The following is a 13,135-nucleotide window of genomic DNA, read 5'->3' as shown; positions in this document are numbered from 1 at the left end:
CTTAGTACGCTCTGCGGGGTGACCGCAGCAGCGCCCACGGACGCCGATCTCATAGCCGCCCACGCGGCTGGGGATCCTCACGCCTTCAACGAGCTCGTCCGGAGACATCGCGACCGGATGTGGGCTGTTGCCCTGCGTACGGTCCGTGATCCGGAGGAAGCCGCCGACGCTCTCCAGGACGCGTTCATCTCCGCCTTCCGTGCCGCCGCCAACTTCCGGGCCGAGTCCCAGGTGACGACGTGGCTGCACCGGATCGTGGTCAACGCCTGCCTCGATCGAGTGCGTCGCAAGCAGGCGCGGCCCACGGTCCCGCTGCCCGACACGTCACACAACGAACCCGCCGTCCCCCGCGACTCCATGTCCGAGCGCGAAACTCGCCTGGTCATCAAGGAGGCGCTCGACCAGTTGCCGGAAGAGCAGCGGGTACCCATCGTGTTGGTGGACGTGGAGGGGTACTCCGTCGCGGAGACGGCACAGATGCTGGGTATCGCGCAGGGGACGGTGAAGAGCAGGTGCGCCCGCGGACGGGCGAAACTGGCAAAACTTCTTGGTCATCTACGGAACCCGAGCATTCAGGGTGACGTCCCAACTCACGAAAGCAAACACGGGGAGGGACGATGACGGACATGAGCAGGGGGCGTGGCGGGACCGTCGGCCCCCCATGGTCTGTCGACGTGCTCGCCGACCTGCACGCAGGAGTTCTGGACGAGCAGGACGCGGCCGATCTGTGGCCTCGGGTGAACGCGGACCCGGAGGCCCGGGCCGTCATCGACGCCCTCGAGTCCACCACGTCCGACCTCTCCGGCTTCGCCGAGTTGGACGTCACGCCGATGCCCGCCGACGTCGCCGCCCGCATCGACGCGGCTCTGGAACGGGAGCGACAGTCGCTGCCACCGGCGGCCGCCCCCGCACCGGCTCCGCCACAGGCACCACCGGCACCGCAGACACCACCGCCGTCGAACGTCGTGAGCCTCGACGCCGCCCGCGCCCGCCGCAACAAGCGCCTGGGCTGGGGTGCCGGGCTGCTGACCGCCGCGGCGGCCGTCGTCGCGGCCGTGCTCGTCGTCGTCCCGGGGACCGGCGGCGAGAAGGGCTCGGAGAACCTCGCGCAACCGGAACCGTCGTCCGGGGCCGGCAGCACGCCGCCGTTGGCCGTCGACAGCGGCAACGTCTCGGCCGCCATCGGTGACATCAGCGGGGTCCGCGACTTCGGCCCGTTGGACAACGAGGCCCGGCTCGACGCGTGTCTGGAGGCCAACGGCGTCGATCCCGCCGTGCAACCCGTCGGGTTCCGACCGGTGACCGTGGATGGCGAGGACGCCCTCGTCGTGCTGCTCACCACGGGACAGAAGGGGCAACTGCGCCTGATGGCCCTCGCTCCGGACTGCGGTGCCGACAATCCCGGACTGCTCATGGACGAGACGGTCGGCCACCAGGGCTGAACGTCCCGGCTGCGCCCTCTGCCACACGACGCCTCGGGAACAGGCACGCCTACGATGCTGTTGACCAGGGTGAGTAGGCAGTGATCCGACGCGCGGTCCGTCCAGGACCCGGCGCGTGATGCGGAGGGCGCAGGTGAGCGAAGACATCCGGAACCTCATCATCGTGGGGTCGGGCCCCGCTGGGTACACGGCCGCGGTGTACGCGGCCCGCGCGCAGCTCGAACCGTTGGTGTTCGAGGGCACGCAGTACGGCGGTGCGCTGATGACCACGACCGAGGTCGAGAACTACCCCGGCTTCCGATCCGGAATCCAGGGTCCCGACCTCATGGAGGAGATGAGGGAGCAGGCGAAGGTCTTCGGCGCCGAGCTGCGGCAGGAGGACGTCGAGGAACTCGACCTGTCCGGCCCCGTGAAGTACGTGACGGCCCACGGCAAGCGGTACGCCGCTCGCGCGGTGATCCTCGCGATGGGTGCCGCGCCACGCTACCTCTACGTTCCGGGTGAGCAGGAGCTGCTGGGGCACGGTGTCTCGTCCTGCGCCACGTGCGACGGCTTCTTCTTCCGCGACCAGGACATCGCAGTGGTCGGCGGCGGCGACTCGGCGATGGAGGAGGCGACCTTCCTCACCAAGTTCGCGCGCAGCGTCACGATCATCCACCGCCGGGACGAGTTCCGAGCCTCGAAGATCATGCTCGAACGCGCCCGCGCCAACGAGAAGATCAAGTGGAAGCTCAACTCGCAGGTCACCGAGGTGCTCGGCGACGGCAAGGTGAGCGGTGTCAAGCTCCGGGACACCGTGACCGGTGAGGAATCCACCCTGGACGTGACCGGGTTCTTCCTCGCGATCGGCCACGACCCCCGCAGCGAACTCGTTCGCGGACAGGTGGAGCTCGACGAGGACGGCTACGTCGTCACCAAGGGCCGCAGCTCCTACACCGACGTCGACGGCGTCTTCGCCGCAGGCGATCTGGTTGACCGCACCTACCGCCAGGCCATCACGGCCGCGGGCTCCGGTTGCTCGGCCGCGATCGACGCGGAACGCTGGCTCGCCGAGCACGCCGACGTCCCCCAGGCACACGAAAGCACCGAACTCGTGGGCGGTGGTTACGCCGCTCGCGCGAACTGACCTTCACGGTCGAACCACGACAGGAGAGATGATGACGCACACCGTTCAGGTGACCGACACGAACTTCGCCGACGAGGTCCTCACCCACGACAAGCCGGTGCTCGTGGACTTCTGGGCGACGTGGTGCGGACCGTGCAAGATGGTCGCGCCGGTGCTGGAGGAGATCGCGGCCGAGCACGGCGACAAGATCCGGATCGCCAAGCTCGACACGGACGCCAACCCGAACACGGCCAGGGACTACCAGGTCATGTCCATCCCCACCATGATCCTCTTCCAGAACGGCAAGCCGGTGAAGCAGATCGTGGGCGCGAAGCCGAAGGCAGCGCTGCTCAACGACCTCGCGGACGTGCTCCAGTAAAGCGACTCGTCACGAAGGTTCGAACCCGGGATGCGCCCATCCAGTGGCGCTCCCGGGTTTTCTTTCGTTGGGCCATCCGTGTGGGTTAAGCGGCGATGTAGCCCTTCGTCCTCACGCTCCGTTCGCACGGCACAATAGGTGTGGACAGGCCCCCGGCCCATGACATCTGCACAACCACGAGAGCACTTGGTGCCCAACGAATAGCGAGGAGTGCATGCGGGTACTCCGCCGCGGCGACACCGGACCGGAAGTCGCCGAGATCAGGTCCATGCTGTCGGCGCTGGAGCTCCTTCCGCGCAACGACCAGGCGAACGGACACGGCTCCACGTTCGATCAGGCGGTCGAACACGCCGTTCGCGCGTTCCAACAGCAACGCGGGCTCATCACGGACGGGGTGGTCGGCCCGGCCACCTACCGGGCGCTGCGCGGTTCGACCTACCACCTCGGCAGCAGGCCGCTGGCGTACCTGGTGTCGTCGCCGGTGCACGGGGACGACGTGTTCGCTCTGCAGGAGCGGTTGACGGAGCTGGGCTACGACGCCGGACGACCCGACGGCGGGTTCGGGCCGCAGACCGAGCGAGCGTTGAAGAACTTCCAGCGCGACTACGGGCTGGTGGTGGACGGCATCTGTGGTCCGGCGACCGTGCGGGCGTTGCGGCAACTGTCGCCGCGCGCGCGTGGTGGCCGGCCGGTGTTCCTGCGGGAACAGGAGCACCTTCGCAGGTCCGGCCCGCGATTGCGTGGCAAGCGCATCGTCATCGACCCGGGTCACGGTGGTCCCGACCTCGGGGTGTCGGTGGACGGCGTGCACGAGTCGGCCGTGGCCTGGGACCTGGCCCGTCGACTCGAAGGTCGGATGAAAGCCACCGGCATGGAAGCCCTCATCTCTCGCGGCCCCGACCACAGTCCGTCGGAGGTGCAGCGCGCCCAGTTCGCCAACGACGCGGGCGCGGACCTGTTCCTCTCGTTGCACTGCGACGGGAATCGGTCCCCGAGGGCCCAGGGCGTCGCCAGCTTCCACTTCGGCACGGGCAACGGCACGACGTCGACGGTGGGAGAGTTGCTGGCGGGCTACATCCAGCGGGAACTGGCCGCCCGCACGGGGCTGCTCGACTGCCGAACGCACCCGAAGACGTGGGACATCTTCACGCGCACCCGCTGCCCGGCGGTGCGGGTCGAGATCGGCTACCTGACCAACCCGGAGGACCGTGCGCGGATGTCGGACCCGGCGTTCCGCGACGTGGTCGCCGAGGGCATTCTCATCGCGGTGAAGCGGCTCTACCTGCTCGGCGAGAACGACCAGCCCACGGGCACCTTCACGTTCGCGGACGTCCTGGCTCACGAACTGCTCAAGGCGGAGTGACCGGGGGGCTGCCGCCCGCACATCGCAGCAACCTGTGCACAACCTGTGGATAACTCGACCAGTTATCCACAGGTTGTGTGCTGTTCGCTGTCCTAGGCGCGCGTCGCGCTCGACTCGGCCGTGGTGATGCTGACCTGCCCCAGCAGCTTCTCCAGCGCGGCCTCGACGTCGGCCTTCCAGGAGATACCCGAGCGAAGCTCCATCCGCAGCCTCGGCCACCGCGGGTGCGGTCGCACGGTCTTGAACCCCACACTACGCAGGAAAGCCGCGGGCACCACGCACACGTGCTCGTCGCCCGACTCCTCGGCCTCGCTGGCGTCACCGAACGCCTCGATGGCCCGCACCCCGCGACTGGTCAGGTCGGCGACGACGGCCTGCACCAGCGCACGGCCGAGGCCGCTCCCACGGAACTCGGGCAGCACGTAGAACGCGGTGAGCAGCACGGCGTCCGCGCTGGGCGGCGACGTCGGGAAAGCCTGTGCCCGGGGGACGGCGTTCGGCGGCGCGTAGAGCACGAAGCCCACCGGGATGTCACCGCTGTACACGATCCGGCCGCACGAACCCCATTCGAGCAGCACCGACGACACCCAGGCTTCCTTCTCGACCTCGGTCTCGCCGAACTGCTCCACCTGCTCCCGCAAGTGCGGAGGGACCTCCCAGTACACGCAGCGCCTGCACCGGTGCGGCAGCTGCTCCAGGTTGTCCAGCGTGACGCCCACGACCCGTCGCGGCACCGAACCTCCCCCACGAATGAGATGACTCGCCTGTGACCGAGGCGTGACCCGAGTGTCGACGCCGTAAGCCCCGCCCGAGCATATGGGTCTGTGAGAAGCCCCGCCAAGACCGGAGTACGACGAGGGACTGAAGTTACACTCCAGGGACACGCCTTGAGCAGGGATGCCCCGATCGACGTGCTTCGTCACGAAGCGGAAGCGATGTGTCCATGACTTCCTCCCAGCCGCCGCAGCCGGCACGGCCGGGCTCCACGCCCAGTCGGCAGAACCTCGATCCGCACCTCGACCGGTACGCCGCGCGCACCGCAGGCATGACCGCGTCCGAGATTCGAGCGCTCTTCGCGGTGGCCAGTCGACCCGAGGTCGTCTCCCTGGCGGGCGGCATGCCCAACCTCGCGGCCCTGCCGCTCGACTCGCTGTCGACGCAGATGGCGGAGGTCGTGGCCGAGGACGGACTCGTGGCGCTGCAGTACGGCTCCGCGCAGGGCGTCCCCGTGTTGCGGGAGCAGATCTGCGAGGTGATGGCCATGGAGGGCATCACCGCGCATCCTGACGACGTCGTGGTCACCGTCGGCTCGCAGATGGGCCTCGACATGGTGACCCGACTGTTCTGCGACCCCGGTGACGTCGTGATCGCCGAGGGGCCGTCGTACGTCGGCGCGCTCGGTTCGTTCGCCGCCTACCAGGCCAACGTCGTGCACGTCGCCATGGACGACGACGGCCTGGTGCCCGAGAACCTCCGGGAGGCACTCGCGCAGGCCGCGAAGCGCGGTCAGCGGGTCAAGTTCCTGTACACGATCCCGAACTTCCACAACCCCGCCGGCGTGACGCTCTCGGTCGAACGCCGCGCGGAGATCGTCGAGATCTGCGCCGAACACGACGTCCTCATCGTCGAGGACAACCCGTACGGGCTGCTGGGATTCGACGGTCAGACCTATCCGTCGCTGCACTCGCTCGCGCCCGAGAACGTCGTCTACCTCGGTTCGTTCTCGAAGACCTTCGCGTCGGGTCTGCGCGTCGGCTGGGTGCTCGCCCCGCACGCGGTGCGCGAGAAGCTCGTGCTCGCCGCCGAGTCGGCCACGCTCTGCCCGCCGACGCTCAACCAGCTCGTGGTGTCGCGTTATCTCGAAACCCACGACTGGAAGGGGCAGATCAAGACCTTCCGCGAGAACTACCGTGAACGCCGCGACGCGATGCTGTCCGCGCTGGAGCAGCACCTGCCCGCAGGCTGCACGTGGACCCGGCCCGAGGGCGGCTTCTACGTGTGGGTCACGGTGCCCGAAGGCGTCGACACGAAGGCCATGCTGCCCAGGGCGGTGACCGCGCGGGTCGCCTACGCCTCCGGCACCGGCTTCTACGCCGACGGCTTCGGCAGCAGGCAGATGCGCCTGTCGTACTGCTACCCGACGCCGGAGCGCATCCGTGAGGGCGTCCGTCGGCTCGCCGGAGTGCTGGAGTCCGAAATGGAGCTCATGCGCACGTTCGGTAGCGTGACCACCCGCGCCGTGTCCGGTCCGCAGTTCCCGAGCCCCGACACGGCCTGACGCCGCAAGCGGCCCGGCCGCGCGCGTCCTTCGCCCCACCCGATCGAACATCACGAGGAGACCCCGTTGGCCGAGGGTACTGTCGCCGTTCTCGCAGGCGGACTGTCACACGAGCGAGACGTCTCGTTGCGGTCGGGCCGCAGACTGTCCGTGGCGTTGCGGGACCAGGGTCTGACGGTGCACGAGTGGGACACCGACTCCGGTCTGCTCGAACGACTGCAGAACGAACGCCCGGACGCCGCCGTCGTCGCCCTGCACGGCGGGGCGGGGGAGAACGGCTCGGTGCAGACCATTCTGGAGATGCTCGGGGTGCCGTACGTCGGGACCAGCTCCCGGGGTTGCCGCAAGGCCTGGGACAAGCCGATCGCCAAGGCGCTGGTGGAGAATGCCGGCTTCAGCACGCCGCGATGGGTGTCGCTGCCGCACAGCACCTTCCGCGAGCTCGGCGCGCAGCCCGTGCTCGACGCGATGGTCGAACGGCTCGGTCTCCCGTTGATCCTCAAGCCCGACCAGGGCGGCTCGGCTCTCGGCGCTCAGGTCGTACACGACGCGGCCGAGCTGCCCGCCGCCATGGTGGGCTGTTTCGCCTACGGCGACACCGTGCTGGCCGAGCAGTTCGTGGACGGCGTGGAGGTGGCAGTGGCGGTCGTCGAGCGCGACGGCGGTCCTGAGGCGTTGCCTCCGGTGGAGATCGTTCCCGAAGGCGGTGTCTACGACTACACCGCCCGCTACACCGCGGGTCTCACCGACTTCTTCGCGCCCGCGCGGTTGTCCGACGAGTCGCGGGCGGCCGTGCAGGAACTCGCCGTGCAGGCGCACTCGCTCCTGGGGCTCCGTGACATCTCGCGTACCGACGCGATCGTCGCGGAGGACGGCACCGTGCACTTCCTCGAAGTGAACTCCTCGCCCGGCCTCACGGAGACCTCCACGGTTCCGATGGCGTTCGAGGCCGCCGGGACCTCACTCGGCGCGGTGTTCACCGATCTCGTTCATCGCGCCGCTCAGCGAGGCGGTTGATCCGCTGCGGGGTAGTTGATCGGCCGCGAGGTGGTTCGGAGCCATCCTCGCGGCCGATTTTCCTTTCGTCACCGTGACATAATGACCCGGTGTCATTGGTCGTCGGTTTTCGGCGACCTTTTTGTCTGATTTTCGGTCATCAGTGCGACGATCCGCTCCAGGTCGTCCACCGAACCGAACTCGACCACGATCCGGCCCTTCCGACGCCCGACGTCGACCTTCACCCTTGTGTCGAACGCGTCGGACAACCGCTCGGCGAGCGCCTCGACACCCGGCATCGTCTTGGGCTCCCGGGCCGCCTTCTTCGGCTTCGGCTTCTTCTCGCTCTTGGCGAGAGTGACCGCTTCCTCGGTCGCCCTGACCGACAGGCCCTCGGCCACGATGCGCGCCGCGAGCTCCTCCTGCCGATCGGGTTCCTCCAGTGACAGCAGCGCACGGGCATGCCCCGCCGAAAGCACCCCGGCCGCCACCCGTCGCTGCACGGGGAGAGGCAGCCGAAGCAAGCGGATGGTGTTCGTGATGACCGGTCGACTCCGGCCGATCCGCGAGGCGAGCTCCTCGTGGGTCACCCCGAACTCGTCGAGCAACTGTTGGTACGCCGCCGCTTCTTCGAGCGGGTTCAACTGCACGCGGTGAATGTTCTCCAGCAGCGCGTCCCGCAGCATCGCCTCGTCGGCCGTGCTCCGGACGATCGCCGGGATCTTCTCCAGACCCGCCTGCTGCGAGGCGCGCAGCCGGCGCTCGCCCATGACGAGTTCGTACTCGTCCGGCCCCAACTGCCGCACCACGATCGGCTGCATGAGGCCGAACTCGCGGATCGAGTGCTCCAGCTCGGCAAGCGCATCCTGGTCGAAGACCTGCCGCGGCTGCTTCGGATTGCGCTTCACCGACTCGACGGGCACCTCGCGGTACACCGCACCGGCGACCTCACCGCCGACGGGCTGAACGGCGCCGTTCGCGGCGAACCACCCCTTGTCGCCCGCCGCACCGCTGCCTGCGGAACCACCGCGCGGGGCGTTGCCGGGGGCCTCACCGCCCCCGGAATCGGCCGGCCCGGTGGGGATCAAGGCGGCAAGGCCGCGGCCGAGCCCCCCTCTGCGTTCACTCATGGTTGTCGTCCCCTGCTCGATCCACGTTCGGCGACCTCACGCGCCGCATCCACGTAACTCATCGCACCCCGGGAGCCGGGGTCGTACGACAGCACCGTCTGGCCGTAGCCCGGCGCTTCCGAGACCTTCACGCTGCGCGGGATCACCGTCCGCAGCACCACGTCGCCGAAGTGGCGGCGGACCTCCTGGGTCACCTGGTCGGCCAGCTTCGTCCGCCCGTCGTACATGGTCAACAGGATCGTCGAGACGCTGAGCGACTGGTTCAGGTGCCGCTGCACCAGGTCGATGTTGTTGAGGAGCTGACCCAGACCCTCCAGGGCGTAGTACTCGCACTGGATGGGGATGAGGACCTCCTGCGCGGCGACGAGGGCGTTGACCGTCAGCAGGCCGAGCGACGGAGGGCAGTCGATGAAGACGTAGTCGACACCCAACGCGTCGAGCGCCTCCGCGGTGAGGGCTTCCTTCAGTCGCGACTCCCGCTGCGCCATCGACACCAGCTCGATCTCGGCGCCCGCGAGGTCGATGGTCGCCGGGACGCAGAGAAGGTCCTGAGACTGCGTACTCGTTTGCACCGCGTCGACGAGCGACACCTCACCGAGAAGCAGCTCGTACACCGACGGTGTTCCCGAGCGATGGTCGACGTCGAGCGCCGTGCTGGCGTTGCCCTGCGGGTCGAGGTCGATGACCAGCGTCCGCACCCCGTGCAGCGCGAGCCCGGCCGCGAGGTTCACCGTGCTGGTCGTCTTCCCGACCCCGCCCTTCTGGTTCGCCACGGTGATGATGCGGCGCCGCACCGGGCGCGGCATGGAGTTGGCGTCGGGATGGAGGACACGGGCCGCGCGGACCGCCTCCTCGGCGATCGGGGTGCCCCTGAGACCGGCGTCGGAAGAGGTCATCGGGCACCACCCCGCACCGCCGCGCCGTGCTGTTTCACGTGGAACATCCGCCGCTCCGTACTGGTCGTCATTCGCTGCGCCAATCCTCTCAGTGCTTCTTCCGTCCGCGTTTCCGCGCAACTCCGGGCGCGCCCGACTCCACCCGTTCGATGGCAACGACGGTGGTCGGGGTCTCCAGGACTGAAGCGCCGCAACGCACGATCCTGGGCTCGCCACCCCCTGCCTTGCGCACAGCAGACCGATCGCGCTCGATCTCGTCGGCTGCCGTCTGCCCCTTCAAGGCGAGCAGCGTCCCCGAGGGTCGGACGAGGGGGAGACACCACTCTGCGAGCCTCGCCAGCGGAGCGACTGCTCGGGCGGTCACGACGTCCGCGCCTTCGATTCGGCGTCGCACCACTTTCTCCTCCGCGCGGCCACGCTCGACGCTCACCTCAAGCGCGAGCGTCTCGACCACTTCGGTCAACCACTCGACCCGGCGAGCCATGGGTTCGAGGAGAACAATATCGAGATCAGGCCGCGCGATGGCGAGAGGTATTCCAGGAAAGCCTGCCCCGGAGCCGACGTCGACCACGCGCGCCCCGTGCGGAACGAGCTCGGCGAGCACGGCCGAGTTCAGCACGTGTCGGTCCCACAGCCGGTCGACCTCTCGCGGCCCGATCAGACCACGCTCCACCCCGTGGGTCGCGAGCATCGCGACGAACTGCTCCGCCGCCTCCACGTGCTCGCCGAACACGACGCTCGCCGCTGTCGACACCTCCGACCCGACGTCCTCTGGCTCCACTGGCACTCCTCCCGATGCGGCCCTGTTTCACGTGGAACAGGCTGCGCACGATTGTCCCCGATGCCGTGAGCGCGGCTTCGCGTTGCCCACCTGCGGCGCGTTTCACGTGAAACACGAAAGCGGCCCGCCAGGATTGACCTGACGGGCCGCTTGGTATGACGTCGCTCGACGCGCCGCTACTCGGGCTTGACCACCACGCGACGCTTCGGCTCCTCGCCTTCACTCTCACTCGTCACGCCGTCGACCGTCGCGACGGCGTCGTGCACGATCTTCCGCTCGAACGGACTCATCGGCTGCAACCGCACCGGCTCACCGGAGTCGCGGACCGTCTCCGCGGTCGAACGACCGATCGCCCGCAGCTCCTCACGCCGGGCAGCGCGCCACCCGGCGATGTCGAGCATCAGCCTGCTGCGCGTCCCGGTCTCCTGCTGCACCGCCAGCCGCGTCAGCTCCTGCAGCGCCTCCAGCACCGTGCCACGGGGACCGACGAGCTTGTCCAGGTCGTCACCGCCGTCGATGCTCACCACCGCGCGCCCGGCCTCGACATCAAGGTCGATGTCGCCGTCGTAGTCCAGGATGTCGAGCAACCGCTCCAGGTAGTCGCCGGCGATGTCGCCTTCCCGTACCAGAAGGTCCTCGTTGTCGTCCGCGTCGTTCACCACCGCTCCAGCGGTGTCCTGTTCTCCGGCGCCGACCACCTCGGCCGTATCGGACATGTCGTGTCTCCCTTCCCAGCCCCGTGTCAGCGCCGCTTACGTCCCTGGGCCTTCTTGCTGCCCGCGGGTCGGTTCCCGCCGTTCTTCGCCCAGGCGCCACCACGTACGTTGCTGCCGCTGTTCTTCGGGGACTTGCCGTTCTTGGTGTTGTCGCTGCTGTTCTGCTGCTTGGGCTGACCCGCCTTCGGGGCCGGCTTCTGCCCCGGCCGCGGCTTCTGGCCGACCTTCGGCTTCTGGCCCGGCTTCGGGGCCAGGTCGTCGCGCTTCTGCCTGGCGGCTTCCTTCTTGGCTTCTTCTTCCTTGTCGATCCGCGTGTAGACGAGGCGCTGCTGGCCCAGCGTCCACATGTTGTTGGCGAGCCAGTAGATCAGCAGACCGATGGGGAAGAAGGCACCGAACACCAACACACCGGCGGGGAAGATCCACAGCGTCAGCTTGTTCATCACCGCGGTCTGCTGCGTGGCCGCGGCCGGGTTCTGGCGAGCGACCGAGTGTCGGGCGGTGAAGTGGGTCGCCACGGAGGCCACGATCATCAACGGCACGGCGACCGGCGCGACGTCCCAGTGCCAGCCGGACTCGCCGCTGCCGCCCATCATGCCGAGGTGGTTGATGGCGTCACCCAGGTTCACGCCGAAGATCTGCGCGTCGACGTAGGAGGCGACGTCCGAGGCGTCGAAGAAGTAGTTCGACTCCGCGCCGGGACGGAAGTTCCGGAGGACCCAGTTCAGACCGATGAACACCGGGATCTGAAGAAGCATCGGCAGGCAGCTGCCCAGCGGGTTGACGCCGTGCTCCTTCTGGAGCCGCTGCATCTCCATCGCCTGACGCTGCCGGTCGTTGGCGTACTTCTTCTGGATCTTCTTGACCTCGGGAGCGAAGTCCTGCATCTTCCGCATCGAGCGGACCTGGTTCACGAACGGCTTGAACAGCAGCCCGCGGACGGTGAACGTCAGGAAGATGATGCCCAGGATCCAGGCGATGGCGTTGTCTTCACCGAAGACGAAACCGAAGACCTTGTGCCACACCCAGAGGATGAACGACACAGGGTAGTAGATGAAGTCGAGCACTAGAGCTACTCCTCGGTAGACATACCAGGGCCTTGGTACCGGAAGCTGAACTTCTCGGGAACCGGGTCTCGCCCCGGAGCGGTCCACGGTCCGCAACGCAGCAACCGACGCACGGCGAGATAGGTGCCGCGGGCGGCGCCGAAGCGGGTGAGGGCTTGGGCCGCGTAGGTGCTACAGCTCGGGTAGAACCGGCACATCGGGGGAAGGTACGGGGAGATCGCCTTGCGGTAGAAGCGGATCGGCAGCAGCAGGACCCACGCCACGGGCGTCGGCCGAGGTGACGCGCCGGTGTCGCGCTCGTCGACCGGGGCTGTCCCGGCCGGGTGGTCTTCGTTCACGCCGTTGATCCAGTGTTGTCGCGGGACGACGACAGTCCCAGCCGCCGCAGTGCCGCATCCAGGTCCGCACCGAGCTCTGCGCTCGACGCGGCAGCGGCTGCAGGAAGTGCTCGAACGACCAACGCACTGCCTTCGGGTAAGGTTCCGAGCCTTTGCGCGACGAGGTGCCGAAGTCGCCGCGTCACCCGGTGTCGGACAACGGAGTTGCCCACAGCCTTGCTCACGACGAAACCTGCCTTGCGCGGCTGGTCGGGTTCGACGCGCGCGTGCAGCACCAAACGGCGGCGCCCGCATCGGACGCCGCCCCGCATCACGGCACGAAACTCGTCGCTACGCCGCAAACGAGCGTCGGCTGGTAACACGCCGCGCCCCGTCGTCGCAGGCTGCGACGTGATCAGGCCGAGAGCCGGTTGCGGCCCTTGCGACGGCGGGCCGCCAGGATGGCGCGGCCTGCACGCGTCCGCATGCGCAGCCGGAACCCATGGGTCCGCGCGCGACGACGGTTGTTCGGCTGGAAGGTGCGCTTGCTCACGGCAGTGGTTCTCCTGGTCTTGCGGCGTTCGGTCGTCGGTGCCACCGCGACGAGCAACTCGATCCCCGCCCGGCACTGAAAGGCGGGCAGGCGAAAGGCGCCGCTGTCAGCG

The 13,135-nt window shown here is 68.4% G+C and carries 16 protein-coding genes; 7 read left to right on the top strand and 9 right to left on the bottom strand.

Annotation, left to right across the window (positions count from 1 at the left end):
* Positions 1–18: 18 nt before the first annotated feature.
* The 5 genes from sigM to JAV51_RS05650 all read left to right on the top strand — a co-directional run bounded on the left by sigM (position 19) and on the right by JAV51_RS05650 (position 4,289).
* Positions 19–621 (top strand): RNA polymerase sigma factor SigM, encoded by a 603-nt coding sequence (gene sigM / locus JAV51_RS05670; RefSeq protein ID WP_197319560.1) that lies wholly within the window; start codon positions 19–21, stop codon positions 619–621.
* Positions 618–1,442, top strand: coding sequence for a hypothetical protein (locus JAV51_RS05665; protein WP_197319559.1), 825 nt, complete (start codon positions 618–620; stop codon positions 1,440–1,442). Before sigM ends, JAV51_RS05665 begins: the two co-directional genes overlap by 4 nt.
* A 133-nt stretch (positions 1,443–1,575) precedes the next feature.
* Positions 1,576–2,568: a thioredoxin-disulfide reductase gene (gene trxB, locus JAV51_RS05660; RefSeq protein ID WP_197319558.1), complete on the top strand. Its 993-nt coding sequence runs from the start codon at positions 1,576–1,578 to the stop codon at positions 2,566–2,568.
* 31 nt (positions 2,569–2,599) lie between these two features.
* Positions 2,600–2,926: a thioredoxin gene (trxA, locus tag JAV51_RS05655; RefSeq protein ID WP_197319557.1), complete on the top strand. Its 327-nt coding sequence runs from the start codon at positions 2,600–2,602 to the stop codon at positions 2,924–2,926.
* A gap of 214 nt (positions 2,927–3,140) precedes the next feature.
* Positions 3,141–4,289, top strand: coding sequence for an N-acetylmuramoyl-L-alanine amidase (locus JAV51_RS05650; protein WP_197319556.1), 1,149 nt, complete (start codon positions 3,141–3,143; stop codon positions 4,287–4,289).
* A 92-nt stretch (positions 4,290–4,381) separates the two neighbouring features.
* Here JAV51_RS05650 and JAV51_RS05645 read toward each other — a convergent pair whose 3' ends face one another.
* Positions 4,382–5,023, bottom strand: a complete 642-nt coding sequence (locus JAV51_RS05645) for a GNAT family N-acetyltransferase (RefSeq protein ID WP_197319555.1) — start codon at positions 5,021–5,023, stop codon at positions 4,382–4,384.
* A 209-nt stretch (positions 5,024–5,232) separates the two neighbouring features.
* On the opposite strand from JAV51_RS05645, the gene JAV51_RS05640 reads away from it, so the two are divergent.
* Together JAV51_RS05640 and JAV51_RS05635 are read left to right on the top strand one after the other, a co-directional pair.
* On the top strand, positions 5,233–6,567 hold the full coding sequence (locus JAV51_RS05640; RefSeq protein WP_197319554.1) for a PLP-dependent aminotransferase family protein: 1,335 nt from the start codon (positions 5,233–5,235) through the stop codon (positions 6,565–6,567).
* Between the two features lie 66 nt (positions 6,568–6,633).
* Complete coding sequence (locus JAV51_RS05635; RefSeq protein ID WP_197319553.1) at positions 6,634–7,584, top strand: D-alanine--D-alanine ligase; 951 nt, start codon at positions 6,634–6,636, stop codon at positions 7,582–7,584.
* A 92-nt stretch (positions 7,585–7,676) separates the two neighbouring features.
* On the opposite strand, the gene JAV51_RS05630 is transcribed toward JAV51_RS05635, so the two are convergent.
* The 8 genes from JAV51_RS05630 to rpmH form a co-directional block, all read right to left on the bottom strand.
* Positions 7,677–8,693 carry a ParB/RepB/Spo0J family partition protein gene (locus tag JAV51_RS05630; protein ID WP_197319552.1) on the bottom strand — a complete coding sequence of 339 codons (1,017 nt, stop codon included), beginning with the start codon at positions 8,691–8,693 and terminating at the stop codon, positions 7,677–7,679.
* The gene (locus tag JAV51_RS05625; RefSeq protein ID WP_231641363.1) at positions 8,690–9,589 is read right to left on the bottom strand and encodes a ParA family protein; all 900 of its coding nucleotides are present in this window, start codon (positions 9,587–9,589) and stop codon (positions 8,690–8,692) included. Before JAV51_RS05625 ends, JAV51_RS05630 begins: the two co-directional genes overlap by 4 nt.
* A gap of 88 nt (positions 9,590–9,677) precedes the next feature.
* Complete coding sequence (rsmG, locus tag JAV51_RS05620; protein ID WP_197319551.1) at positions 9,678–10,370, bottom strand: 16S rRNA (guanine(527)-N(7))-methyltransferase RsmG; 693 nt, start codon at positions 10,368–10,370, stop codon at positions 9,678–9,680.
* A 176-nt stretch (positions 10,371–10,546) separates the two neighbouring features.
* Entirely contained in the window at positions 10,547–11,086 is a 540-nt protein-coding gene (locus JAV51_RS05615) for a R3H domain-containing nucleic acid-binding protein (RefSeq protein ID WP_197319550.1), read from the bottom strand.
* 26 nt (positions 11,087–11,112) lie between these two features.
* The gene (yidC, locus tag JAV51_RS05610; protein WP_197319549.1) at positions 11,113–12,153 is read right to left on the bottom strand and encodes a membrane protein insertase YidC; all 1,041 of its coding nucleotides are present in this window, start codon (positions 12,151–12,153) and stop codon (positions 11,113–11,115) included.
* Between the two features lie 5 nt (positions 12,154–12,158).
* Positions 12,159–12,491: a membrane protein insertion efficiency factor YidD gene (gene yidD, locus JAV51_RS05605; RefSeq protein WP_197319548.1), complete on the bottom strand. Its 333-nt coding sequence runs from the start codon at positions 12,489–12,491 to the stop codon at positions 12,159–12,161.
* The gene (gene rnpA / locus JAV51_RS05600) at positions 12,488–12,853 is read right to left on the bottom strand and encodes a ribonuclease P protein component (protein ID WP_197319547.1); all 366 of its coding nucleotides are present in this window, start codon (positions 12,851–12,853) and stop codon (positions 12,488–12,490) included. Before rnpA ends, yidD begins: the two co-directional genes overlap by 4 nt.
* 32 nt (positions 12,854–12,885) lie before the next feature.
* A complete protein-coding gene (rpmH, locus tag JAV51_RS05595; protein WP_005442542.1) occupies positions 12,886–13,023 on the bottom strand; it encodes a 50S ribosomal protein L34 in 138 nt (45 codons plus the stop codon).
* Positions 13,024–13,135 lie beyond the last annotated feature (112 nt).

The organism is Saccharomonospora sp. NB11, assembly GCF_015910535.1.
In the GTDB taxonomy this organism is placed as follows: domain Bacteria; phylum Actinomycetota; class Actinomycetes; order Mycobacteriales; family Pseudonocardiaceae; genus Saccharomonospora.
This window is presented reverse-complemented; position numbering and strand designations above follow the sequence as displayed.

Coding starts and splice junctions, on each gene's coding strand:
- JAV51_RS05630 (WP_197319552.1), bottom strand. CDS start 8,693: ATGAGTGAACGCAGAGGGGGGCTCGGCCGCGGCCTTGCCGCCTTGATC.
- JAV51_RS05625 (WP_231641363.1), bottom strand. CDS start 9,589: ATGACCTCTTCCGACGCCGGTCTCAGGGGCACCCCGATCGCCGAGGAG.
- JAV51_RS05615 (WP_197319550.1), bottom strand. CDS start 11,086: ATGTCCGATACGGCCGAGGTGGTCGGCGCCGGAGAACAGGACACCGCT.
- JAV51_RS05650 (WP_197319556.1), top strand. CDS start 3,141: ATGCGGGTACTCCGCCGCGGCGACACCGGACCGGAAGTCGCCGAGATC.
- trxA (WP_197319557.1), top strand. CDS start 2,600: ATGACGCACACCGTTCAGGTGACCGACACGAACTTCGCCGACGAGGTC.
- JAV51_RS05665 (WP_197319559.1), top strand. CDS start 618: ATGACGGACATGAGCAGGGGGCGTGGCGGGACCGTCGGCCCCCCATGG.
- JAV51_RS05640 (WP_197319554.1), top strand. CDS start 5,233: ATGACTTCCTCCCAGCCGCCGCAGCCGGCACGGCCGGGCTCCACGCCC.